At 40.4% G+C, this 24,137-nt stretch carries 19 protein-coding genes and 1 pseudogene; 16 read left to right on the forward strand and 4 right to left on the reverse strand.

The window, feature by feature from the left end; genetic code table 11:
• Positions 1-119: 119 nt before the first annotated feature.
• Genes F0342_RS07545 through F0342_RS07580 form a run of 8 tightly spaced genes read left to right on the forward strand, consistent with a single transcriptional unit; the run spans position 120 to position 12,184 of the window.
• Entirely contained in the window at positions 120-2,522 is a 2,403-nt protein-coding gene (locus F0342_RS07545) for a hypothetical protein (protein ID WP_149155356.1), read from the forward strand.
• On the forward strand, positions 2,519-3,454 hold the full coding sequence (locus tag F0342_RS07550) for an ABC transporter ATP-binding protein (protein ID WP_149155357.1): 936 nt from the start codon (positions 2,519-2,521) through the stop codon (positions 3,452-3,454). The genes F0342_RS07545 and F0342_RS07550 overlap by 4 nt, the downstream gene beginning before the upstream one ends.
• On the forward strand, positions 3,451-4,296 hold the full coding sequence (locus F0342_RS07555; RefSeq protein ID WP_149155358.1) for an ABC transporter permease: 846 nt from the start codon (positions 3,451-3,453) through the stop codon (positions 4,294-4,296). Before F0342_RS07550 ends, F0342_RS07555 begins: the two co-directional genes overlap by 4 nt.
• Before the next feature lie 11 nt (positions 4,297-4,307).
• On the forward strand, positions 4,308-5,783 hold the full coding sequence (locus tag F0342_RS07560; protein WP_149155359.1) for a hypothetical protein: 1,476 nt from the start codon (positions 4,308-4,310) through the stop codon (positions 5,781-5,783).
• Between the two features lie 2 nt (positions 5,784-5,785).
• Positions 5,786-6,781: an AAA family ATPase gene (locus tag F0342_RS07565; protein ID WP_149155402.1), complete on the forward strand. Its 996-nt coding sequence runs from the start codon at positions 5,786-5,788 to the stop codon at positions 6,779-6,781.
• Entirely contained in the window at positions 6,778-7,659 is an 882-nt protein-coding gene (locus tag F0342_RS07570) for a DUF58 domain-containing protein (RefSeq protein WP_149155360.1), read from the forward strand. The genes F0342_RS07565 and F0342_RS07570 overlap by 4 nt, the downstream gene beginning before the upstream one ends.
• Before the next feature lie 9 nt (positions 7,660-7,668).
• Positions 7,669-9,429 carry a vWA domain-containing protein gene (locus tag F0342_RS07575; RefSeq protein WP_262481673.1) on the forward strand — a complete coding sequence of 587 codons (1,761 nt, stop codon included), beginning with the start codon at positions 7,669-7,671 and terminating at the stop codon, positions 9,427-9,429.
• Positions 9,413-12,184, forward strand: a complete 2,772-nt coding sequence (locus tag F0342_RS07580; RefSeq protein ID WP_149155362.1) for a VWA domain-containing protein — start codon at positions 9,413-9,415, stop codon at positions 12,182-12,184. Before F0342_RS07575 ends, F0342_RS07580 begins: the two co-directional genes overlap by 17 nt.
• A 35-nt stretch (positions 12,185-12,219) precedes the next feature.
• On the opposite strand, the gene F0342_RS07585 is transcribed toward F0342_RS07580, so the two are convergent.
• Positions 12,220-13,086: a mechanosensitive ion channel family protein gene (locus tag F0342_RS07585; protein WP_149155363.1), complete on the reverse strand. Its 867-nt coding sequence runs from the start codon at positions 13,084-13,086 to the stop codon at positions 12,220-12,222.
• Positions 13,087-13,444: 358 nt separating this feature from the next.
• Here F0342_RS07585 and F0342_RS07590 point away from each other — a divergent pair, with 358 nt between their 5' ends.
• The 8 genes from F0342_RS07590 to F0342_RS07625 all read left to right on the forward strand — a co-directional run bounded on the left by F0342_RS07590 (position 13,445) and on the right by F0342_RS07625 (position 22,361).
• Positions 13,445-13,987, forward strand: a complete 543-nt coding sequence (locus tag F0342_RS07590) for a peroxiredoxin (protein ID WP_113968382.1) — start codon at positions 13,445-13,447, stop codon at positions 13,985-13,987.
• A gap of 131 nt (positions 13,988-14,118) precedes the next feature.
• Entirely contained in the window at positions 14,119-14,574 is a 456-nt protein-coding gene (locus tag F0342_RS07595; protein WP_149155364.1) for a TlpA family protein disulfide reductase, read from the forward strand.
• Between the two features lie 206 nt (positions 14,575-14,780).
• Positions 14,781-16,535 (forward strand): ABC transporter ATP-binding protein, encoded by a 1,755-nt coding sequence (locus tag F0342_RS07600; RefSeq protein ID WP_149155365.1) that lies wholly within the window; start codon positions 14,781-14,783, stop codon positions 16,533-16,535.
• Between the two features lie 4 nt (positions 16,536-16,539).
• Positions 16,540-18,369, forward strand: coding sequence for an ABC transporter ATP-binding protein (locus F0342_RS07605; RefSeq protein ID WP_149155366.1), 1,830 nt, complete (start codon positions 16,540-16,542; stop codon positions 18,367-18,369).
• A 222-nt stretch (positions 18,370-18,591) separates the two neighbouring features.
• Positions 18,592-18,918 (forward strand): hypothetical protein, encoded by a 327-nt coding sequence (locus F0342_RS07610; protein WP_188048451.1) that lies wholly within the window; start codon positions 18,592-18,594, stop codon positions 18,916-18,918.
• A gap of 246 nt (positions 18,919-19,164) precedes the next feature.
• A complete protein-coding gene (locus F0342_RS07615; protein ID WP_149155368.1) occupies positions 19,165-20,502 on the forward strand; it encodes a cytochrome ubiquinol oxidase subunit I in 1,338 nt (445 codons plus the stop codon).
• 75 nt (positions 20,503-20,577) lie between these two features.
• The gene (locus tag F0342_RS07620; protein WP_149155369.1) at positions 20,578-21,591 is read left to right on the forward strand and encodes a cytochrome d ubiquinol oxidase subunit II; all 1,014 of its coding nucleotides are present in this window, start codon (positions 20,578-20,580) and stop codon (positions 21,589-21,591) included.
• A 113-nt stretch (positions 21,592-21,704) separates the two neighbouring features.
• The gene (locus F0342_RS07625; protein ID WP_149155370.1) at positions 21,705-22,361 is read left to right on the forward strand and encodes a potassium channel family protein; all 657 of its coding nucleotides are present in this window, start codon (positions 21,705-21,707) and stop codon (positions 22,359-22,361) included.
• A 48-nt stretch (positions 22,362-22,409) separates the two neighbouring features.
• Here the strand turns inward: F0342_RS07625 and F0342_RS07630 are convergent.
• The 3 genes and pseudogenes from F0342_RS07630 to F0342_RS07640 all read right to left on the reverse strand — a co-directional run.
• Positions 22,410-22,658 (reverse strand): annotated as a pseudogene (locus F0342_RS07630) (transposase); the annotation flags it as partial.
• A gap of 31 nt (positions 22,659-22,689) precedes the next feature.
• Positions 22,690-23,634, reverse strand: a complete 945-nt coding sequence (locus F0342_RS07635) for an IS3 family transposase (protein WP_262481674.1) — start codon at positions 23,632-23,634, stop codon at positions 22,690-22,692.
• Entirely contained in the window at positions 23,520-24,083 is a 564-nt protein-coding gene (locus F0342_RS07640) for a helix-turn-helix domain-containing protein (RefSeq protein ID WP_149155373.1), read from the reverse strand. The genes F0342_RS07635 and F0342_RS07640 overlap by 115 nt, the downstream gene beginning before the upstream one ends.
• Between the last annotated feature and the right edge of the window lie 54 nt (positions 24,084-24,137).

A 24,137-nucleotide genomic window follows, 5' to 3' on the forward strand; every position in this document is an offset into this window, starting at 1 on the left:
TAATAGTGTAAAATTACACTTAAGGTAGATGGATAATAAGGAAAAATATAAAAATAATAGAAACTTTTCCCATAATGATTTCGTCTATCTTGTAGAGAGAAAGAAAGAGGGGAATGCATGTGAAAAGATGGAGGAAAGCAATATTTGTGATGACATTAGGGTTCTTGATGTTTCTTTTCATGGAGGACACAACACTCGCACAAGCACAAATAAAAATTTCAGTGGAAGAAGGAATCGATGGAAAAGTGAAGGAGGGAAGAGGTTTCCCCCTTAAAGTAACCGTCGAAAATACAGGTTCTGATTTTAAAGGAGATCTATTGTTTGATTATGCTCCTTCCTATCAGACTGGAGGGGCAAGAGCGTTATCCATAGATGTACCAGCAAATTCAAAACGTACATATACATTATCCATTCCAGGATTCAATGATGAAATCAGGCATAACTCCAATCAGGAAACCATTCATTTGTTCCAAGGATCTTGGGAAAAAGGAAAGGAGATAAAATTTAAAGGAGATAAACGATTAACTCCTGATTTCATCTATAGCAATTATACGACCATCGGTTTATTAAGTGAAAATCCTGACCGTTTGAAGGGAATTAAAGGGACTAACATGGGAGGGAATCGGGTAGAGGCTTTAACACTCACAAAGGAAAATATTCCTGAAGAGAAGACCGGATTTCAAATGCTTGATTATCTTATCATTGACCAATATAACTTATCAGAACTTAGTCAGGATCAACAAAGAGCGTTGAAAAGCTGGGTTGACACAGGTGGGGTTTTATTTATAGGGGGGGCTCCTCATTTAGAGGGTACTCTAGGCTCTGTAGCAGATATGGCTCCTCTTACTTTCGGGGAAGAATCAACACTCTCCGACACTTCAACCTTTAATGTTAAGAAGAATATAGAAGCTACCTTTAACTCATTAGCAATCTTTAAAGGGACTGTTAAACCAGAATCGGATGTTCTGGTTGAGCAAGACGGGATCCCGTTGGTTGTGAAAAGCTCTGAAGGCTTAGGAGAAGTGTGGCAGACGGCATTCTCACTAGGTGACCCTGCATTAAATGCATGGGAAAGCTATGACGATTGGTTTGCAAATGTCCTTTCTAAAACAAAACCCCACTTTCTCCTTGGGCAGTCCAACGGAGATCAAAGTTTCCTGGAGAGAATTTATTATGAAGTAGCTGACAGTAATGAGCTCTTTCCGACTACCAATTTTAAAGTAAGTACACTTGTCATCATTCTCATCATTTATTTGATTGTCATTGTACCTCTTCTCTATTTCTTATTAAGAAAAGTGGATAAGCGTGAACAAGCATGGTGGATCATTCCTGCCATTTCGGTCCTCGTTTCCTCAGGCATCTTTATCACCGGAGCTAAAGATAGAATCTCGAAGCCTCATTTGAATCAAATGAATGTCTTAAAAGTCGAGGAAGATAAGAGCGTACATGGAATTTCAGCTTTTAGCGCATTATCAAACTCCGGGGGAGACTATGATTTTATTTCAAATAAGCATAATTTAGATATCACACCTGCAAGAGTCAGGAATAGTGCTGGGGGAGTAAATCAGTATAAGTTTGCAGTTGAAGAGATAACGAAGGATAATCGATCCATTATATTTCGGGATGTAGAATACTGGTCCACGAGGACTTTACTCGGTTCAAGCGAAAAGGAAGAAGTAGGAAGGTTTATACCGGAATTAGTGTTAGAGGATCAAACCTTATCCGGTACGATTCAAAACGATTTTCCATATGATTTTACAGATGTATATATTTGGTCGGGGTCCAGAATGTATCGTTTGGGGGATATGAAAGCCGGGGATACGCTCGACGTTGATAAAAAGCTTTCAACGAATTATTTATCTTCTCCTATTGGTGTGACCCCAAATATGTCAGCGCCATTCCCGAATCAGCAAAATATTAAGCAGCAAAAGAAAGAACGGTTGGAAAACTTCGCATCTCAAATGATTTCTGTGGATAATGAAAATAACTCCCCAGTCATTTTTGGGTATACAGATGCGGAGATATTCAATATGAAGATTAAAAACAAAGAATCCAAGTCTGAAAATTTCTCATTACTCTATCAACATTTTCCTTCCATGGGAAACTATAAGGGTGCTTTTACACTTAGAAATGAACAACTTGAACTAGATGTGTTGCCTGTTAAGGGACAGGTGATTGAGCATTACTCACATAATGGTGCAGATGAGATGGGACTCGAAGATGGGACATATGAACTATCCATTCACCTTCCTAATCAAATTGAATTATCGAAGGTTACTCTTCATTCGTTAAATATGACTCTTCATACAGGAGGGGTGCTTCAGTTTTCTCTGGTCGATCCACAAACAGATGAGCGGCTGGTGCTTTCTGAATCATCCACGAACTCAATCAAGGTAAATGATAAATTGAACAAATATATAGATGACAATGGGGAAATCGTCTTCGAGTTTGAAAAACGATCTCAAGGGGATCCGTTTGTTCGTCTTCCTAACATTGTGTTGAAAGGAGAGGTTCAACCATGATCGAGATTCAAAACTTATCTAAACGCTATGGGTCGTTCCTGGCCCTTGATGACCTGAACTTATCCATTGAGAAGGGAACCGTATTTGGCTTTGTTGGTCAAAATGGAGCGGGGAAATCTACGACATTTTCCATTTTGGCTACTCTCTTAGCTCCTACTGAAGGAACGGCTACCGTGAACGGATTCAATATAAGTAAAGATCCAAAATTGGTCAGAAGACAAATCGGCTATATGCCTGATTTCTTTGGAGTGTATGATCAATTAAAAGCTGACGAATACTTGGACTTTTATGGTGCAAGCTATAAAATTCCTGCAGATCAAAGAAAGAAACTCATTCCCCAGCTGTTGGAATTGGTGAATTTATCTCATAAAAAAGATTCCTATGTTGACCTTTTATCCAGGGGGATGAAGCAGCGTCTTTGTTTAGCAAGGTGCCTCATCCATGATCCGGAAGTGCTGATACTCGATGAACCGGCGTCAGGGCTTGATCCGAGGGCCAGAATCGAGATGAGGGAAATTCTTAAAGAATTAAAGAAAATGGGAAAAACGATTTTAATTTCCTCTCATATCCTTCCGGAGCTTGCGGAAATGTGTGATGAAATTGGCGTGATTGATAATGGGAAACTCGTAGCTCATGGCTCTGTTCAGGATATCCAGTTTCAACTGCAGGCAGATAAACTGATTGTCGTGAGGGTAAGGGGAATGGTGGAGAGTGCTGTGGCTTTCTTTGAAGACGACCCCTTTGTTTCAAAGGTTGAAGTGGACGAGGAGAATACAACGTTTCAATTCCTTTATAAAGGAGAAGAAACGGAGCAAATAGAGCTATTGAAAAAAGCTGTTTTAAACGACATCCAGATTGTGAGTTTCAAAGAGACTGAAACGAATTTAGAAGATGTCTTTATGGAGATCACGAAAGGAGTGACACTTTCATGAAGCAGTTACTCATCAATCCAATGTTAAATAAAGAATTTAAACTTCGCTTTCGCTCCATTAAGGCATTTATCGGGATGTTATGCTACTTAATTGCCGTAGGAATTGTCGTGATCGGTTTCATCTACATGCAAACGCGATTTTCAAATACTGGTTATTTTCGTCCCGAAGAAAGTCGGGTGATGTTTATGATTCTCTCATTTTTACAGCTTGCTCTCGTGTTATTCATTACACCTGGGTTAACAGGCGGTGTCATCAGCGGAGAAAGAGAGAAGCAAACATTAAACATGTTGTTGACGACGGAGCAAAGCTCATTGAGTATAATCCTGAGTAAACTGGTATCGTCAGTTTCATATTTGTTATTACTCGTTGTCTCAAGTTTGCCTCTATACAGCTTTGTGTTCTTGTTCGGGGGAGTTTCCCCAACGGATTTACTTTTTGTCTTCGGATACAGTTTGTTTCTGGTTTTTGCATTTGGTTCCGTCGGAGTTTTATATTCAACGATTATTCGAAAGACGATCGTGTCGATGGTCACAACCTATGCAACGGTATTGTTTCTTGCAGGGGGGACGTTATTCCTCTTTATGCTCTCAATGGCAATCGGGAACGGTCCTTACCAGAATCAGACCAATCCTGCACCATATCTAATTGCCATGTTTAATCCCGGGATCGTCATGATGGGCCATTTTGAACCGATGATGATTGAAGAGATATACACTCGCAGCGGCGTTACGTTTCCTTTATGGATTTCATTCCTGATCATTTACACTGTTCTTGCAGTGATTTCCCTGTCCCTCAGTATCATGAAGCTACGACCAAGCATGAAGGTGAAGAGCACTAAATAAAGGGTGAGAAGATGGAAACTAAACAATTTCTTCATTTGCTTCGGCAAATAAGAAAAAAGCTCTGGATCAATCAATTATGGTATTACATTCAGCTCCTGCTTGTTTATGCAGGAGTCTTTGCTCTATGCATCGTTTCGATAGCAGCCTTTGTTGTAATCCCATATTGGGAAAGAATCCTATGGGTAGGTAGCCACTCTATTTTCATTGGTGTTGCGATTTTGTTTTATCGAAGAAGAGCCACCTTGAAGGATAGTGCCTTAACCTATGATAGGTTTGTGGACGACAATCGTGTAACTGCCGCTTATAGTAGCCTTCACAGTGGCCATGCCCTATCCTCCTTAGTTGTGCATGATGCATTGAAGAAGATGAAAAGGGCTCATCCGGAAGTATTAAAATTTGGAAAGAAGAGAATTAAGCCCTCATTCCTGTTGTCAAGCGGAATTCTTATGCTTATATCCTTACTGATTTTTACTCAATGGGATACCTCTTTTCAAGAAGCGAATCGGATTGAGAAAGAAAAGGAGATCATTGCGGAGTCAAATAAAAGAATAGCAGAACAGGCGAAAAAGAAAGAGAATGCTTCTATTAAAGAAAAGCTGTTGAAGAAAAATGAAGAGCTCGAGAAAGTAAAGGAAGCGACCAAACGATATGATGAAATAATCAAAAAAGTTAAAGAGGTCGAGTTTCAGAAGAAATCAAAAGAAAAACAGAATGAAAAGCTGCAGGAAGTGAAGAAAAAGGTAGCAGATATAAATGTAGAAGACGTAAACAGAGCGCTTCAAGAAAAAAATAGCGATAAACTCCAACGAGCTTTTAATCAAATGACAAAAGAACAAAGAGATCAGCTTTTAATGGCTTTGAAATCACAGGATATTACTTCCTTGGAAGAATTATCAGAAATAATGAAAGAACCGAATAGCGTAGAAGAATTAGATCAGCTTGCTAAACTCCAAGATGAACTTCAAAATGAAGCCGATCTCTTAAAGGCTGCAATCGGACATGGTGATACAACAGGTTCAGATCCATTGGCACAGAATTCCGGTAAAGCACCATCTGATCAGGCAAACAGTAAGTCACAGGCAAATAAGGATCCTTCTTCATCTGCAAATGGAAATCAGCCGGGCAACAGTGCTTCAAATTCAACTGGCCAGGGGGGGGATGGAAACGGTTCTTCCTCTTCCCCTCTAGCAGGAAACGGAGCCGGCAACGGGCAAGGATCCAGGGAGATGCTTTCTGTCCCGGAAAAAATAGAAGGACAGAACCATATTGAACGAGATACAGGCAAATTAGGTGAGGGTGAACATGGAGAGCGATATGAGAGCGATGGGCCGGTACAAAAGGGAACCCTTCGTCCATATGAAGAAGTGTATCAAGACTATTATTCTTCTTACCGGGAGTCGTCAGATCGATCCATGATCCCTAAAGACTTAGAGAATATCGTGCAATCCTATTTTAGTGAAATTGATCCAGGGGAGTTGGTAGAGTGAACATGGAAGATAAGGAGCAACAATTTAAGAAAGCTTCATTGAAGATAATAGAAGTGAAGGAAGAGGTTCAGCGCTTTATCGTAGGGCAGGAGGAAATCGTAGAGGGTGTGCTTTGGTCCATCCTTGCAGGAGGGCATACTCTCTTGGAAGGCTTACCCGGATTAGGGAAAACGATGTTGGTGCGTACCTTGGCGGATGTTATGGACCTTAGCTTTTCACGAATTCAGTTTACCCCGGATCTAATGCCTACAGACATCACTGGAACAATGGTCATGAAACAAAGCAGGGACGATCAACATCCATTCGTTTTCCATCAAGGTCCTTTGTTTCATCACTTAGTTTTAGCTGATGAAATCAACCGCTCGACCCCCAAGACGCAAAGTGCCCTTCTTGAGGCAATGGCAGAGAATACGGTCACGGTGGTAGGCGAAACGATGACATTGGAGAAGCCCTTTTTTGTCTTGGCCACACAGAATCCCATTGATCTTGAAGGAACGTACCCTTTACCTGAAGCACAAGTTGATCGTTTCATGTGTAAAATCTTAGTTTCCTATCCTACTAAAGCAGAGTTGAAACAAATTATCCAGCGTACAACAGGAACCGACGACATCGTTCTTGAGAAAAAGCTGAATCAATCTGAACTATTAAACATTCAGGATCTGGTGAAAGAAATCATGGTCACAGATGAAATGACTGACTTTGCCATTGATCTTATTGATGCAACACACCCGAAAAGTGAAAGAACAACGGAAAGAATCAAACAATATGTTGAATTTGGAAGCGGACCAAGGGGGCTCCAAAATGTCATCCTAATGGCCAAAGCGAGAGCATTAACACAAGGCAGGTACCATGTTTCAATGGGGGACTTGAAAAAGGTGGCTCCTCTCGTATTGCGGCACCGTATAATCCTGAATTTTGAAGGAGAAGCAATGAGTGTGGGAACGGATGAACTCATCCTTGAAATGATTGATTACGTTCAAAAAGGTGATAGTCGGTGACAACACTTTGGCACAGCCAGTTTCTAGCTCAATTGAAAAGGCACAGGATTACCAGCAAACGATTAAAGAGCGGTCATCATAAAGGCTCTCGTCTCGTAACCAATCATGGGAGTTCCTTGGAATTTTCCGATTATCAAATGTATGAAATCGGGGACGATGTAAGGCAAATCGACTGGAATGTGTATGCCAGAACGGAAAAGGTATATATCAAAAGGTATCTGGATGAAAGAGAAATAAAGGTTCATATTTACCTCGATTGCTCGAACTCCATGTTAATTGAAGATAGAAAGTGGAAGAGAGCGAAAGAATTAACGGGAGCACTGTCATTTTTAGTTCTTTCAAATGATGATCGGCTTTCATTGCATTGCATGGGAACTCATCACCAAAAGTACTTTATGAAAAAAGGGGCACGGGACGCAAAAGCCATTCTCCATGACATTCAAGAGCTTTCCCTAGACCGTTCAGAGGAAGATGGAATCTCCTTTTTTGAGGAAGTAGGAAAAGGGGTACGAAAAAAAAGCTCTGTATCCTTTATTATTTCAGATGGACTCGAATCACTCTCTGTGATAGAGGAAGCACTCAGAAAACTTTCGATTAAAAGAGAAATGGTTTATTTTATCCAACTCCTCGATGAAGAAGAGCTAACACCATCTTATCAAGGTGATGTCAAATTATTAGATAGTGAAAAACACCGGGAAACGAATGTATCAATAAGTCTGAGGATGGTGGAGCTCTATCAGGATCGATTACTGAACCACAACAAAGAGATTGAAGCATTATGCAATAAATGGGGGTTTGGCTATATCCAAACAAGTTGCCTGCCACCATTAAACGAAGTATTCTTTAAGGATTTCAAAGAAAATGGATGGATCCGCTGAGGTGATATGATGGGAATAGGGAATCCAATCTTTTTTTTATTTTCTTTTTTTATAGCCGCTGTTATTTTAATGTATTTCTTTCGAAAACAATACAGAGATCAAGTTGTTCCTTCTAATCTACTATGGGAAGAGGTTATGAAGGAATGGCAAGCTTCTCCATGGTTTCATAGATTACAGAAAAATCTCTTACTTCTTTTACAAGTACTGATCCTTTTCTTCTTAATGATTGCCCTGGTAAAGCCTTACATATTTAACGAAATGGCCCCAAAAGATCATCTCGTCATTTTACTGGACACCTCTGCCTCTATGAACGCAGTGGTGAACAATCGATCTCACTTTGAAGAAGCAAAAGAAGACATTCAATCATTAATTGAAGGAACAGGTGGAAAAGTAACCCTATTAGGAGTGGGGAAATCTGTAACCACCATTGTCTCGGAAGAAACAAACGACCGGGTTGTTCTCAATGGTTTAAAGAATCTTCCATTATCTAATGACCACGAAGATATGAAAAAAGCGATTCACCTTGGAGAGGCATTGGCAAGCGGGTCGGAATCAATCATACATATCTTCTCAGACTCAATGGAAAAAGAGGATTTTACAGAAGAACTTACCACTCCTATTCAGGTACATAATCTTTTGACTAAACCTGTAAATGTTTCCCTTACAAGTTTCGGGGTTGAACGGCTAGGATCTTCTTATAAAGGAGTCGCTGTGATCGAAAATCAAAGTGGGGTATCATTAAGGGGTCACCTCGCCATTCACGATGAAAAGAATGAGATCTCTTCAGTTGAACTGACATTGGATCCAGGAAAGGAAACTGTTGTTCCAATATCTGATCTTTCCCATAGCCCAATTTATAAGGCGGTAATCGATGTTAATGATAATTACATGGAAGATAACAGTCTTTCAAATATTCAGGCTGCTTCAAAGCCGGCCATTCATGTTATAGGGGAAATTAACCCCTTCTTATTAAAGGGGTTTCAATCGATCGGAGTTGACGTGAAAACCATTGAAGAGGATCAAAAGAAGTCCGGGGATGATATCATCTTGACCACAAAGGAGAAGTGGCAGCAATTATCGTTCGAGAGCCCTGCCATGATCGTCCCGGCTCGGTCAAAAGAATCCAAACCTCTGACACATGGGATTAAAGCAACGAATGAAGATCCCCTATTAAAACATGTTGATCTGGAAAAAGTGTATGTGGGAAAAGTGAATTCCATCCAAATAAAGAATCTCCAATCAGTTGCTACATCTGATTCCATTCCTCTCATTCAGAAGGGAGAAGTGAATGGTCAGAAGCTTGTCCTGTTAAATCTGCACCTTAACGAATCAGATTTCCCATTACATCCGGGATTTCCGATCTTTCTTTATAATTCTTATCAGTTTTTATCAGAAAATCATGGGTTTTTTGGCTATTATCAACCGGGAGAAGAGAGGACAATACCTCTTACGGGTGATAATTGGGATATATATTCCACTGAAGGTGAGTTTGTAAAAGAGTGGAATGGGGAAGGAGGGTTCAAGGCACCCGAAGCCCCTGGCGTATATCAGGCTATACGAGATGGTGACACGAAATATTTCAGTGTCGTACTTGATGATCGGGAAAAGCAATTATCAGAAGGGTCTTCCTTTTCCCTTGAACCCACTAAAGGAATGAAAAACGAGGAATCAAAGAGCATTCCCCAAGCCCTTACTGTGTGGTTTCTAATCTTAGCAATTCTTTTATTATTTATCGAATGGGAGGTATACAGACGTGGGAGTCGAATTTAAAGATATTCTTTGGTTATGGTTAATGATTCCCCTTGGATTTGTACTCTTCCTATTTGCCAAACAGGGATTGCAGAGGAAAGAAGAAAAGCTCGTCCTCATATTGAGGGGATGTGGGATGGGTCTATTGATCATAGCCCTTGCTAACCCGTATATTACGTTCCCGGATAAAGGGCGGTCGGTAATTATTCTAGCAGACCGCTCTGCATCTGTGGCGGAACAAGAGAATCACATCCTGAATCTGATCAATCAAGCATCCCGAACCACTAGGGAACAAGATGGATACGGAATCGTTGCCTTTGGAGAAAACTCAGAAATTGAACGAACAATTTCACCAGAAAGAAATCATATCGATCAATTTGCAGGAGAGATCAAAGAGGGAGAAACAAACCTCGAAGAAGGACTGGAATATGCATCGAATCTCCTTACCCGTGGGGGAAGAATTGTCGCCATTACAGACGGGAAGGAAACGACGGGGTCTGGGGGAAATGTCATACCTTTATTAAAGGGAAAAGGGATTGAAGTGGATTGGATTCCAATTTCATCGGATACGAAAGAAGACGTGGCAGTAACAAATGTTACGTCGCCCTCCATTCAATATGAAGGAGAAGAAACAGTCATAACCGTTAACGCGTACAGCACAACTAAAAAAGAGATAGAGATGCGCATATCCTTAAATGATCGGTCAATCATTAAGGAAATTGTACAAGTGCAAGAAGGAAACAATGAATTTCAGTTCAAGCATGTCGTAGGTGAATCGGGTTTATTGGTGTATAAGGCAAAGGCGTTTACTGAAGGGGATGGAAGCAAAGAAAATAATACCTTATACAATCTTGCCCGTTCAGAAGGTCCAGCCAAAGTACTCCTGGTGGAAAGCCCTTCTGGAGAAAGTCCATTAACCCCATTACTGAAGTCAGCAGGGTTTAGCGTTGATTCATACAAACCTGAGCAGTTACCTGGAAAGCTGACTTCCTATCTGGAATATCAGACGATTCTCTTTGATAATGTATCTGCTACAAGCATTCCTGAGAAAAAAATGCTCCTTATGGAGAAAAGCGTGAAAGAATTTGGACGAGGATTTATTATGTTTGGCGGAAGCGAAAGTTTTGCTCTTGGAGGATATTTTAAAACGCCGATCGAAATATTACTGCCCGTCGATATGGATGTTAAAGGTAAAAAAGAGCTTCCGTCTCTTGGTCTAGTCATTGTGCTCGACCGCTCAGGCAGTATGAATGGTCAGAAGATTGCCCTTGCAAAAGAAGCTGCTGCGAGAACCGTCTCTTTACTTAGAGATAAAGATACGCTGGGAGTCATTGCATTTGACGATCGACCATGGGAAATCGTGGAGACGAAACCACTTTCTGATCGCAAAAAAGTAGAAGAGCAAATACGCTCCATTTCACCTGGTGGCGGAACAGAAATCTTTTCCTCCTTACAACAAGCATATAAGAGTTTAGAAGATTTGCCTTTAAAAAGAAAACATATCATTCTTTTAACGGATGGACAATCTGCGACGTCAGGCAGTTACCAGTCACTTGTTGAGGATGGTCACGATAAACAAATCACGTTATCCACCGTCTCAATCGGTGAAGGAGCAGATCGAGGTCTATTAAATGATTTGTCACAATGGGGAAAAGGTCGATTTTATGATGTTGTCGACGCCAGTGTGATACCGAGTATCTTAACAAGGGAGACAGTCATTACTACAAGGACCTATATTGAAGACAATCCATTCTATCCAGCGATTTCTTCGTCTAACTGGGAAACGTTATTTACAGAAGGCATTCCGCAAATGAATGCCTATATTGCCACTAGTCCAAAAGGCACTTCTCAAGTTGAGATGAAGAGTGAAAAGAATGATCCTATTTTGGCAACCTGGAGATATGGTCTGGGGAGGACATTTGCATTTACATCTGATACAACTGGAAAATGGACAGGGGATTTCGTCAGGTGGAAAGGATGGCCGACGTTCGTCAATCAGCTTGTTACACGTTCGTTTCCTGATATTCAATCCAACCCGTACACCATCGATGTGGAAGACGATCGGGGACATACTCAGTTAAAGCTTTCATCATCTGCGGGAGATGTCTCGCAACTTGAGGTAACGGCACTTGATGAAAGTGGAAAAGAGATTCCTGCAACGACGAGAATCAAGGCTCCGGGAGACTATGAAGTCGAATTTGAGAGCAGGTTATCACCTGGACTATATCATATGAATATCTCCAAGGCAGGTGAAGAGAGTGGAAGCTCATACCAAACAGGCTTTTCGGTTCCATATTCGAAAGAATACACCTACAAGGGGGGAACCCGAACACTGGAAGAGATAGTAGAAGCAACGGGAGGGAAGAGATATTCGTCCCCTAAAGAAGTCTTTCGAGAGTTCAACAACAAATCATCCAGAGAGCAATCAATCTGTTCACTCCTTATTAGTATGGGCTTTCTACTATTCTTTAGTGAAATTGCAATAAGAAGGTTTGGATTAGGTCCTATAATGGGAGTTTTTAATAAGCTTAAAAGGAAGATACCCGTTTCCGTTCCTAAAGAACAACCAACTTTTGAACAACTTGGCAGCAAAGTGAAACAGAACCGCGAGCGGAATGAGTGGGAGAAACCTACAAGCAGCAAGCAGACTATGCCTAAAGTTTCTGAGAAAAAGGGGCCGACAAACAAATCCAAGGTTAAACAGGATCCTCAAGAAACTAAGGATGATGATCGCCTTCAGCGTCTACTGAATGCAAAAAGGAGAAGAGACAAATAAAAAGAGAAGGCCGGTGCCTTCTCTTTTCACTTTCATTAGCTTTCTTTCTTCTCAATATAAACCTGATGAGGGTAAGGAATTTCAATTCCATTTTGGTCAAGAGCTTCTTTTAGAGCTTTACGAAGCTTCCGTTCCACTCCCCATTGCTCCATGTTTTTCGTTTTGCATAGCACTCTCAGTACTACATCTGAAGCGCCAAGTGTCTGAACACCTAACACATTTGGTCCATCTACAATATTGTCATCTTCTTGAGCGATCGTATCGCAAACCTGCTGAAGCACGACCATCGCTTTGTCAATGTCATCATCATATGAGATCCCGATATCAACAAGTGCTCTCATATTTCCACGGGAATGATTGCTGACACTCGTTATTTCTCTATTTGGCACATAATGCAGAGTACCGTCGAACCCACGAATATGCGTCGTACGTAAACCAACCTCTTCTACAATCCCTGAGAAATTTCCAGTGGACACGTAATCCCCTACATCCACTTGCTTTTCCAAAAGAATAAAGAATCCAGTCACTACATCACTTACTAAGCCTTGAGCCCCAAAGCCGACTGCAAGGCCAACAATTCCTGCTCCGGCGAGAATAGCCGTCACCTGGATACCGAAGATTTGTAAAATCGTGACAAAGAAAACAAAAATCAGGATGTATCCAATTATATTTTTTGAAAGACTTTGCAGTGTTTGGGCGCGACCTTCAGAAACATCATTTCTCATTCTGTACTTATCAAAGACTCTCTCAACCACTTTGTTAGCTGCACCTTTCACGATAATGAAAGCAATCCAAATCGCTATTATCTGTAAGGCGCCAATTCCGATCGTCACCAATAGACCGCCCCAATTAAAATTCGAAAGTCGGTCACTTAAAGCACTAAGACCAAGTATGTAATTCAATCCAAAACATCCTTCCTTTTAAATAATGACCATTCTAGTATACACAATTCACCATAGGACATGTCAAAGAGTATATAAAAAAGCATATTGTTTTATTCCCCAGTTGAGAAATGGTAAACTTTATGTAGATGTTTATTCAAGCAGAAAAGTGAGTAAACTTCTACATAATAGGGAAAACCAAGTAAGGGATATTGTCAATAAATTATAATGATTTTAATATTAAATTGATTATAATTTAATATTGACTAAAAAAAACTAATCCTATATAATGAAAATTGTGATTCAGAAAGGACAGGCTGTCACGTCTTCCTTTCTCTGGTAAAATATTTCATTAAAAACTCATTGGAGGGATTCACTAATGGCAGAACGCATGGTAGGCAAACAAGCTCCACGTTTTGAAATGGACGCTGTATTGCCAAACAAAGAATTCGGTAAAGTGTCACTGGAAGAAAATATGAAAAATGGTAAGTGGACAGTATTGTTCTTCTACCCAATGGACTTCACTTTTGTTTGTCCAACTGAAATTACAGCAATGTCAGACCGTTACGATGAGTTCGAAGATTTAGATGCAGAAGTTATCGGTGTCTCTACAGACACTATTCATACACACTTAGCTTGGATCAACACTGACCGTAAAGAAAATGGTCTTGGTGAGTTAAGATACCCATTAGCTGCAGATACAAACCACAGCGTATCCAGCGAATACGGAGTCCTAATCGAAGATGAAGGTATTGCTCTTCGCGGACTATACATCATCAACCCGGAAGGGGAACTACAATACCAAGTAGTATTCCACAACAATATCGGCCGTGACGTTGAAGAAACTCTCCGTGTTCTTCAAGCACTTCAAACTGGCGGACTTTGCCCGGCAAACTGGAAGCCAGGTCAAAAAACATTATAATCTTTAAATGAATAATGGCCTAACCGTTTGTTAGGCCATTTTCTTATCATGTTGATTTTTTCAGGAGTAGTACAAAACCATCCTGTGAACAATAGAAAAAAGATCGATATAAATTAAGGGAGGCCATATTAATGAAGCTTCGTGAACCGATGCCAGAATTAAACGGTGCTACAGAATGGTTAAATGGAGAAGTAACAAAGGCAGAGCTGGTAGGAGAAAAGCCGACACTTATTCACTTCTGGTCCATCTCATGTCACCTTTGTAAAGAAGCCATGCCACAAGTAAATGAATTTCGTGATCAATACAGCGATAAACTGAATGTTATGGCTGTTCATATGCCACGCTCCGAGGATGACTTGAATCTGGACGAAATAAAGAAGGTAGCGGCTGAGCACGAAATCACTCAGCCAATCTTCGTAGACAGTGAGCATAAACTGACAGATGCATTCGAAAATCAATATGTCCCAGCTTACTATGTATTTGATAAAGACGGGAATCTTCGTCACTTCCAAGCGGGCGGAAGCGGAATGAAAATGCTTGAAAAACGCGTCAATCGTGTGCTGGATGAAATGGAAAAAAGCGAATAAGTTCAAACGAAATATGTGGAAATAGATCGGTCAAAAGACCGATCTATTTTTTTGGATTCATTTTTACAATTAATATGAATAATAAGACTAGAAGGATAATTCTTAAAAAAGTAAAAAATTCTAAAAAAAAGGGTAGATAAATATTTCGAAAGCCGATATATTTATTAGTACGTTCTTTTTTTTGTAACGTTGAAGGGGGAGAAATTATGGATACATTTAAAAAATTGAAAGCCTTTTATTGGCCATATAAAAGGCATTTTATCATTTCAATGATTTTCTTGATTTTTGTTACAGTGATCACTGTAGTCTATCCCATGATCCTGCAAATCACGATTGATGATGTGATTCTGCAAGGGAACTACCAGTGGATTCCGTACTTAGCATTTGGATTTATCGGCATAATGATCGTGAAAGGCGTTGCCACATTTATTCAACAATACCATGGGGATCTATTCGGTATAACTTCGGTTTATCGGTTGAGAAACGAATTGTATGAAAAGCTTCAATTCCTTCCATTCAGTTACTATGATAACGCCAAAACAGGGGATCTGATGTCCCGGTTGACGGCAGATGTAGAAGCATTTCGTTTCTTTCTATCCTTTGGTTTTTCAGAACTGCTTCGCTTTTTCCTTTTAGTAACGGTAAGCTTTGGTGTTATGTTTTATTATTCGCCTCAACTGACATTCGTCACCCTCGTTTCGTTACCGTTCCTGGCAATTGCCGTATACAAATTTGATAAAGCGGTTCATCCTGCTTTCAGGGGTATCCGTAAATCGTTCGGAAAACTGAATACAAATGTGCAAGAAAATATTTCAGGAATCAATACAGTAAAATCATTATCGAGAGAAGATCATCAAATCAACAAATTCAACCAATCAAATGGTGATTACAAAGATAAATACCTTTTTACCTCGGACATTTGGGCAAAGTACTTTCCTTTAATGGAGTTTTTGGGAAATGTAAGTGTGGTGACACTCCTCGCGTACGGTGGTTATCTCGTGATGAATGGCAACCTTCAACCAGGAGAGCTTGTCGCGTTTTACAGTTTAGTGTGGTATATTATCTGGCCGATCATGAATCTTGGATTTACGATTAACCTGTTTTCCCAATCGAAAGCATCAGGGGAACGTTTACTCGAAATTCTTGAAGTGGACGAAGAGATAAAAGATCATCAAGGTGTTCTTAACGTCGATCGGATGAAGGGTGAAGTAGAGTTTAAGCACGTGTCCCTGAATTACACCGTTCATGATGAAGCAGCCCTCGAGGATATTACCTTTAAGGCTGAACCCGGAAAAGTCATCGGTCTGATCGGAGGTACCGGCTCTGGTAAAACGAGTATCACCCAGCTTATCACTCGTTTCTATGAACCTGAAGAGGGAGAAATTCTCATCGATGGACGGGGTCTGAAAGATTACTCTTTGAAATCACTTCGAAAAAATATCGGTTTCGTACTTCAGGAATCTTTCTTGTTCTCCTCGACGATCAAAGCGAATATATCGTATGGACGACCAGAAGCAAGCATGGAAGAAATCATGGAAGCAGCAAAACGGGCACAAGCCCATAATTTTATTTCAGAATTGCCGGATGGCTACGACACAAGGCTCGGTGAAAGAGGCTTAGGTCTTTCGGGTGGTCAAAAGCAGCGGATTGCCATTGCCCGTGCGATTTGTACAGATCCATCGATCCTGATCCTTGACGACGCAACAAGCGCCGTAGACATGGAAACTGAATTCAGGATTCAAAAAGCGCTAAAAGAGGTCATGTCGGATCGAACGACCTTTATAATTGCCCATCGGATTTCATCCCTCAAGCATGCAGATGAAATACTCGTACTGGAAAATGGGAAAGTCGTCGAGAGGGGAGTTCATGACTTCCTACTGAAAAATAATGGCCCGTATCAACGAATCTATGATATCCAATACAAAGACCAGAAACAGATATTACAAACACAGGAAGGGTAGGTGAGTGGATTTGAGTCAGAAAAACAAAGTGAACAAAAGCGTATTAAGCAGATTCCATTACTCTACAGATCAAGTGATCGATAAATCGTTTAACTGGGAACAACTCTACCGGTTATTAACATATTTAAAACCCTATTCTAGAAAACTCCTGCCCTTATCCATCATTACCGTTCTGATCACAACAGCAGTACGGTTGATCGTACCAATTCTGATTGGGGTATACACATTAGACAAAGCAATCAGGCAAAAGGATTCCAATTTACTATTTACACTAGTTGGAATTATCGCAGGACTCTATGTATTGAACTACGTTGCAAATGTGCTCAGGATCAGGTGGATGAATCAGCTGGGGCAAGGAGTTATTTATGATTTAAGAAAGCACTTATTCAGCCATGTTCAATGGCTATCTCATCGCTTCTTTGATCAGAGATCAGCCGGTTCCATCCTGGTTCGAATCATGAATGACATTAACTCCCTACAGGAGCTCTTTACAAACGGAGTTATTAATCTTTTAATGGATATCATTCTACTCATTGGAATCATCGTCATACTCTTTACGTTAAGTCCTGAGTTAACACTTGCCGTCATGGTCATTCTGCCAATCATGTTTTTTATCTCAACCAGCTTACGAAAAAACATCCGCAGATCCTGGCAAATGGTTCGTCTCAAGCAATCGAAGCTGAACTCCCACCTGAATGAAAGTATTCAAGGAATCCGTGTTACTCAATCATTCACTCAAGAAAAAGAAAACATGGCCTTCTTCGATGGGGTAAACACTGAAAACTTCGATAGCTGGAGAACAGCTACAAAGAAAAATGCCATGTTCCGCCCGCTGGTAGAACTGACAAACGCCATCGGGACAGCGGTCCTCATATGGTACGGTGCCCATCTCATTCAAGGCGGCTCACTGGAACTGGGAGAATTCGTTTCATTCGCCTTCTACCTAGGGATGTTCTGGGAACCCATTTCAAGGCTCGGTCAAGTTTACAATCAATTACTGATTGGAATGGCTTCGTCGGAGCGTATCTTTGAATTCCTTGATGAACAACCGATTGTAAATGAAAAAACGAATGCGGTGAACCTGACTGACATCAAAGGAAGAATACAGTTTGAGAATGTAGAATTCTCTTATGATGACAAACGAAAAGCACTCCAAAACATCAACCTTGAAATGAAAGCAGGCCAGACCGTCGCATTAGTTGGTCATACTGGATCAGGAAAAACGACAATCGCTAACCTGATCAGCCGTTTTTACGATCCAACGAACGGTGAAGTGAAGATTGATGGAGTAAACCTGAGGGATGCATCGGTTTCAAGCTTACGAAGCCAAATCAGCATCGTTTTGCAGGATACTTTTATCTTCTCGGGAACGATCATGGATAACATCCGATTCGGACGCCCTGATGCTACGGACGAAGAGGTTAAGAAAGCCGCCGAAGCAATCGGTGCCAATGAATTCATCGAGAAGCTTTCCAATGGTTACGAGACCGAAGTGGAAGAACGGGGCAACGTTTTATCCGTTGGTGAAAGACAATTGTTGTCTTTTGCACGAGCACTTCTTGCGAACCCTCGAATCATTATTTTAGATGAAGCAACAGCATCTATTGATACGGAAACAGAAGTCAAAATTCAAAACGCGCTAAAAAAACTACTGAACGGTCGCACTGCAATCATCATCGCCCACCGCCTATCTACGATACGTGAGTCGGACAATATCTTTGTTCTGGAAAATGGAAGAATTAAAGAATCCGGTAACCACGATGAGCTGATGGAGCAACAGGGTGATTATTATGAATTGGTTAAATCGCAGTTCAGGATGTTGGATGCGATGTGAGTTTGGAGGAGCCCTGCACTGGTGTGTGTGGGGTTTTTTTGTAGTGTTTATGGTAGGGGAGGGGATAGGGGCTGTGGGGTGTTGCGGAATTGGTCGGAATTTGCAGAACGGTTGGTATCGTGAAAATTAGATTGATATAATGAAAAAACGGTTGATAAATCTCCTTAAAGGTCGAATTCAATTCTTGAAGTGAAGGAAATTGAAAATATTGCCGATTTCCTAATGAATGAGCATGCTCCATATTCTAAATTTAACCAACAGCATGAAGGAATCATACGCAGTGTTATGTGTACCCGCTGCGAGAGATTCAATATGTTACGTAACATGAGGTTTTGGTACTGTCCTAATTGTGGAGAATTTGACCGGAATGCTCACCAACAGGCTATTTATGATTTAAGCCCGATTATTACTAACAAACAAGCAAGAGAGTTCTTAGGTGTTGAATCCTCCAGAGTGGCCTATCTTCTACTAAATAACATGAACCTTAATTCACAAGGTAAAGGAAGAGGTCGAATCTACTCTCTCCCAAAAAACCTCAACCATCAGTAATCTCTAGTCAAATATAGTTCCAACATCATCTTGAAAAACAAGCAACATTCCCCCAAGCAACATCATTGCCAACCACCCCAAAAACCTCTAAAATAAAAGACCAATCAATGTTTGTGAAAAACGTCACAAAATATTCATGTTCAACATATCACAAACTCATTTTCAGGTTTTATAATGAAAAATAAGTGATAAACAGTAGAAAAGAGTTGTTTACGATAGTAAGTAGATCAGTAGGGGGAGTATAGAATGGTTTTAGATGGTGTAATTTTGAGTAGAATGCTCACTTCGACAACCCTTGCATTCCATATTATTTTTGCGACGATTGGGGTAGGGGTGCCGATTATGATTTCCATTGCGGAGTTTATGGGAATCAAACGAAATGATCCTCATTATCTTTTGCTTGCCAGAAGATGGGCGAGAGGATTTACCATTACGGTTGCGGTGGGAGTTGTAACAGGTACAGCCATAGGGTTACAGCTGTCTTTATTGTGGCCTTCATTTATGCAGGTGGCCGGACAAGTGATTGCATTGCCATTATTTATGGAAACTTTTGCGTTTTTCTTTGAGGCTATCTTTTTAGGAATCTATCTTTATACTTGGGACCGTTTTAAGAATAAGTGGATTCACTGGCTGTTGACGATTCCGGTTATGATTGGTTCTTCGGCTTCAGCACTGTTTATTACAACGGTGAATGCGTTTATGAACACTCCTCAAGGATTTGAATTAGAGAATGGGAAAGCGATTAATATCGATCCGATTGCTGCAATGCTGAATCCTGCCACGCCTACGAAAGTTTTTCACGTATTGACGACTGCCTATTTAACATCGGCTTTAGTGTTGGCGGCGATTACGGCATTCGCTATTCTTCGTAAAAAAGGAGGGGAATATCATAAGAAAGCCCTGCGATTAACGATGGTTTCTGCTTTGGTATTCGCTTTTGCCACCGCTCTGGCAGGGGACTTATCTGCTAAATTTCTTGCCGAGTATCAGCCTGAAAAGCTCGCTGCAGCGGAGTGGCACTTTGAAACGGAAGAGAATGCTGACTTGATCGTATTCGGAACGCTGGATGAAAATAATGAGGTCCATAATGAGATCCGCTTACCTGGATTCTTAAGTTTTCTGGCCGGGAGTTCTTTTGAGACAGAGGTTATAGGTCTGAATGAATTTCCTGAAGATGAGCGGCCGCCTTTATGGGTTCACTATATGTTTGACCTGATGGTATCAATTGGGTTCTACAGTATCTTTATTTCTGCAGCATTTGTTTTATTCTGGAAGTGGAAGAAGCGGAATGAATGGAATAAACCGTTGCTATGGGGAATTGTAGCGAGTGGACCACTTGCGATGCTTGCGATTGAATTTGGATGGATTTATGCCGAAGTGGGTCGCCAGCCATGGATTATGAGAGGGTATATGAAAGTGGCAGATGCAGCAACTAAAGCTGATGGAGTAGGCTTGACGTTTGCATTGTTTGTAGGCCTCTATATCCTTCTGGGTGTGCTATGTGTGGTTGTACTGATTAAAATGTTTAAAAATAAGCCTGCAGAGGCGGAATTAGAACAACGTTTTCCTAAGAAAGCGAGTTAAGCAGATATATATAGGTACTCCTTCTTTTCAGATGACTGAGAAGAAGGGGCTTCAAGCTTTAAGGGAGGAATGGGTATGAGTTTGGAAGTTGTGGGGATTACCGTATTGTGGATTTTCCTCTATGGTTACCTGATAGTAGCTTCGATTGATTTTGGAGCCGGCTTCTTCGCCTTTTATGGGAGAATGAAAGGCAAGGAGCATACATTGAACGTGTTGATAAGTCGATACCTTTCTCCGGTATGGGAAGTAACCAACGTCTTTTTTGTCTTCTTCTTTGTGGGTCTTGTCGGATTCTTTCCTGACGCAGCCTATTATTATGGAACGGCATTATTGCTTCCGGGAAGTTTCGCCATCATTTTATTAGCTATAAGAGGAAGTTTCTATGCTTTCGGAAATTACGGATCAAAGGACAATATCGTTTATCTGTTTCTATATGGGGCGACCGGGTTATTAATTCCTGCTTCCTTATCCACGGCATTAACGATTTCAGAAGGTGGATTTCTGGAAGAGAAGGGAGATAAGGTCATCTTCCTCGCAAAGGAGCTTTTTACCAGCCCCTATTCATGGAGTGTAGTGGCCCTCTCCATTGTGTCGGTGTTATTTATCAGTGCGACATTTCTAACATATTATGCAAACCGTGCAGGAGATATGGATTCCAGGGAGGAACTAAGGACGTTTTCTCTGTTTTGGAGTGCACCTACGATTCTCGCAAGTTTATTAGTATTTGTATCGTTGAGAGAGCATAATGCAGAGCATTTTGCGAAGGCAATTGATATTTGGTGGATGTTTGGGTTGTCACTCCTATGCTTCTTTGGTGCATCGCTAATGATATACGTGCGTAAGAATTTTGGAACGGCATTTATATTGGTTATGCTGCAATTCTTCTTTGCCTTTTTTGGCTATGGTGCATCGCATTTACCTTATATTCTTAAACCGTTCATTACGATAGAAACAAGTGTAACGAATCCAACGATGGGAATGGCCCTGGTCATCGTCTTCATAGCAGGGTTGCTATTATTGATTCCATCTTTATATCTGTTAATGAGGCTGTTTTTATTTGATGCAGATTATGTTAAAGGTAAGAAGTGATTAATCTGTAAACCCCATCTAAATTTAATACAGGGGAACAACAGGGAGAAATTTCATTTTCTCCTTTTTTTTATGCTAAAATAAAGGATATAGAGAGTGCGGGGGGATGTATGGTGAAAAAAGAGTTTGTGGTTGTTGGTTTAGGACGATTTGGAGGTAGTATTGTCCGTTCATTATCAGATCAAGGCATGGAGGTTATGGCGATTGATCAGGATGAAGATAAAGTAAATGAATTCTCTTCCATTGCTTCTCATGCGGTAGTGGCAGATGCAACGGACGAATCCGTATTAAAAAGCCTGGGAATCAGAAATTTTGATCACGTCATTGTGGCTATTGGAGACGATATCCAATCCAGTATCTTAACCACCTTGATGATGAAAGAAATCGGTGTGAAAAAAATTACCGTTAAGGCTCAAAATGATTATCATGAAAAAGTATTGCGCAAAATAGGTGCGAACCAAGTCGTTCATCCGGAACGTGATATGGGAAGAAGGATTGCTCATAATATCGTTTCGAATAATGTATTGGATTACCTGGAACTGTCGGATGAACACTCCATCGTAGAGATTGTGGCGAATGAAAATCTGAGTGGGAATTCATTAATTGAACTGGATATCCGTGCTCAATTTGGAATCAATATCGTGGCGATTAAGAGACAAAAGGATATTATTGTGTCTCCACAAGCAGATGAACAAATTCGTGAAGGTGATATCCTGATTGTTATCGGTGCAGATACGGATATTAACCGTTTTGAAAAGAAGGTATTATAATAATAAAAAAGAGGCTGACGGTGGCTAACCCCAAAAGTTAGAGTTTTGTTATGCAGCTGATTGGATGGACTGAGTTCGGTATTCGACTGGACTTAGTCCATCCAATTTTTCTTTTGAACGTTCATGATTGTACCAGTGGATATATTCTTCAATCCGGCTTCTTAAATCCTCAAAGGTAACTAATTTTTCTCCATAATACATTTCCTGCTTCAAAACACCAAAAAAGTTTTCCATTACAGCGTTGTCTGCGCATGTAGCTTTCCGTGACATGCTTTGGAATACATTATTCTTCTTTAATNGGTGGCTAACCCCAAAAGTTAGAGTTTTGTTATGCAGCTGATTGGATGGACTGAGTTCGGTATTCGACTGGACTTAGTCCATCCAATTTTTCTTTTGAACGTTCATGATTGTACCAGTGGATATATTCTTCAATCCGGCTTCTTAAATCCTCAAAGGTAACTAATTTTTCTCCATAATACATTTCCTGCTTCAAAACACCAAAAAAGTTTTCCATTACAGCGTTGTCTGCGCATGTAGCTTTCCGTGACATGCTTTGGAATACATTATTCTTCTTTAATGTCTTCACCCATTGATTGTGCTGGTAATGCCAGCCTTGATCAGAATGGATGGTGGTTCGATAGATTGCGTGATTTCTTATTATTTCTATCGTTTCATGTAAAGGTTCCATGACTAGATCTAACGTGGGACGTTTCCTGATTCCATACGCGATGATTTCTCCGTTATAGAGGTCAAGAATGGGATTTAAATATAACTTCTCTTCGTTTAGACATTTAAATTCTGTAATGTCAGTTACTAATTTTTGTAGAGGGACATGCGTGTTAAAACGGCGTGATAATCGGTTCTTCGCTAYCTTTCCAACGTTCCCCTTATACGAATTGTATTTACRGGATTTCCGCATGAATTTTACACATTTCAATCCGAGGTCTCGCATAACACGATATACTTTTTTATGATTGATATGATGACCTAATTTCTTTAATTCCTTCGTAATCCGTTTATATCCATAACGTTCATGAAATTTTTTAAATAAGGAAGTAATGAGTTCTTTTAATTCTGTATTCGAATCCTCTTTGTCAAAACCCTTCACATGATAGTGATAGGTTGCTTCGGGAATCCCCACTACTTGGAAAATATCTTTTAATCGGAATCCTGCTTCTTTAAGTTCGAATGCGAGCTTGGCTTGTGCTTTTCGCKGAAGGCATTCGGATTCTCCCGAAAAGCTCTCAACTTTTTTAGGTACGCATTTTCCAATCGCAGTAATTCATTCTCGCGTTCTAATTCCTCTTCGCGTGTTACCTTCTTCTCTTCCTTCTTCTCCGATTTACTAGGTTTCTTAGACATAGAAGGTCTCCCCTTTAATTTAGGTTTCAGGCCATCTACTCCTTGTTCATTAAATATTTTCGTCCAAGAATGAATTAATGAAGGATTGTTCAGCTTAAATTGTTCCGCAGTTTCCTGATAAGAAGCGCCTGTCTCTAACATAAATAGTATCGTATCTAATTTAAATTGAACAGAGTACGCTTTGTTTATTTCTCTTCGCTTTATACCTTCTATTCCTTGTGTTTTATAAGCTCTTACCCAATCTTGTAGTGGTGTCTTAGAGGGTAGGTTATATTTTTTCGCCAATGATTTATATCCAAGATGGCCATCCAGATACTCGGTGACAAGTTTTAGTTTAAATTCCTCACTATATTTAGCCATAAAAACACCCCCAAAAGTTAGTTGTCTACTCTAACTTTTGGGGGTCGATACCGA

The sequence above is a fragment of the Bacillus sp. CH30_1T genome (genome assembly GCF_008364765.1).
Lineage (GTDB): Bacteria > Bacillota > Bacilli > Bacillales > Bacillaceae_B > Rossellomorea.

Excerpts from the sequence above, each read along its gene's own strand:
- F0342_RS07550 (WP_149155357.1), top strand. The coding sequence starts at position 2,519 with ATGATCGAGATTCAAAACTTATCTAAACGCTATGGGTCGTTCCTGGCC.
- F0342_RS07555 (WP_149155358.1), top strand. The coding sequence starts at position 3,451 with ATGAAGCAGTTACTCATCAATCCAATGTTAAATAAAGAATTTAAACTT.
- F0342_RS07560 (WP_149155359.1), top strand. The coding sequence starts at position 4,308 with ATGGAAACTAAACAATTTCTTCATTTGCTTCGGCAAATAAGAAAAAAG.
- F0342_RS07565 (WP_149155402.1), top strand. The coding sequence starts at position 5,786 with ATGGAAGATAAGGAGCAACAATTTAAGAAAGCTTCATTGAAGATAATA.
- F0342_RS07575 (WP_262481673.1), top strand. The coding sequence starts at position 7,669 with ATGGGAATAGGGAATCCAATCTTTTTTTTATTTTCTTTTTTTATAGCC.
- F0342_RS07590 (WP_113968382.1), top strand. The coding sequence starts at position 13,445 with ATGGCAGAACGCATGGTAGGCAAACAAGCTCCACGTTTTGAAATGGAC.
- F0342_RS07595 (WP_149155364.1), top strand. The coding sequence starts at position 14,119 with ATGAAGCTTCGTGAACCGATGCCAGAATTAAACGGTGCTACAGAATGG.
- F0342_RS07600 (WP_149155365.1), top strand. The coding sequence starts at position 14,781 with ATGGATACATTTAAAAAATTGAAAGCCTTTTATTGGCCATATAAAAGG.
- F0342_RS07610 (WP_188048451.1), top strand. The coding sequence starts at position 18,592 with ATGAATGAGCATGCTCCATATTCTAAATTTAACCAACAGCATGAAGGA.
- F0342_RS07615 (WP_149155368.1), top strand. The coding sequence starts at position 19,165 with ATGGTTTTAGATGGTGTAATTTTGAGTAGAATGCTCACTTCGACAACC.
- F0342_RS07620 (WP_149155369.1), top strand. The coding sequence starts at position 20,578 with ATGAGTTTGGAAGTTGTGGGGATTACCGTATTGTGGATTTTCCTCTAT.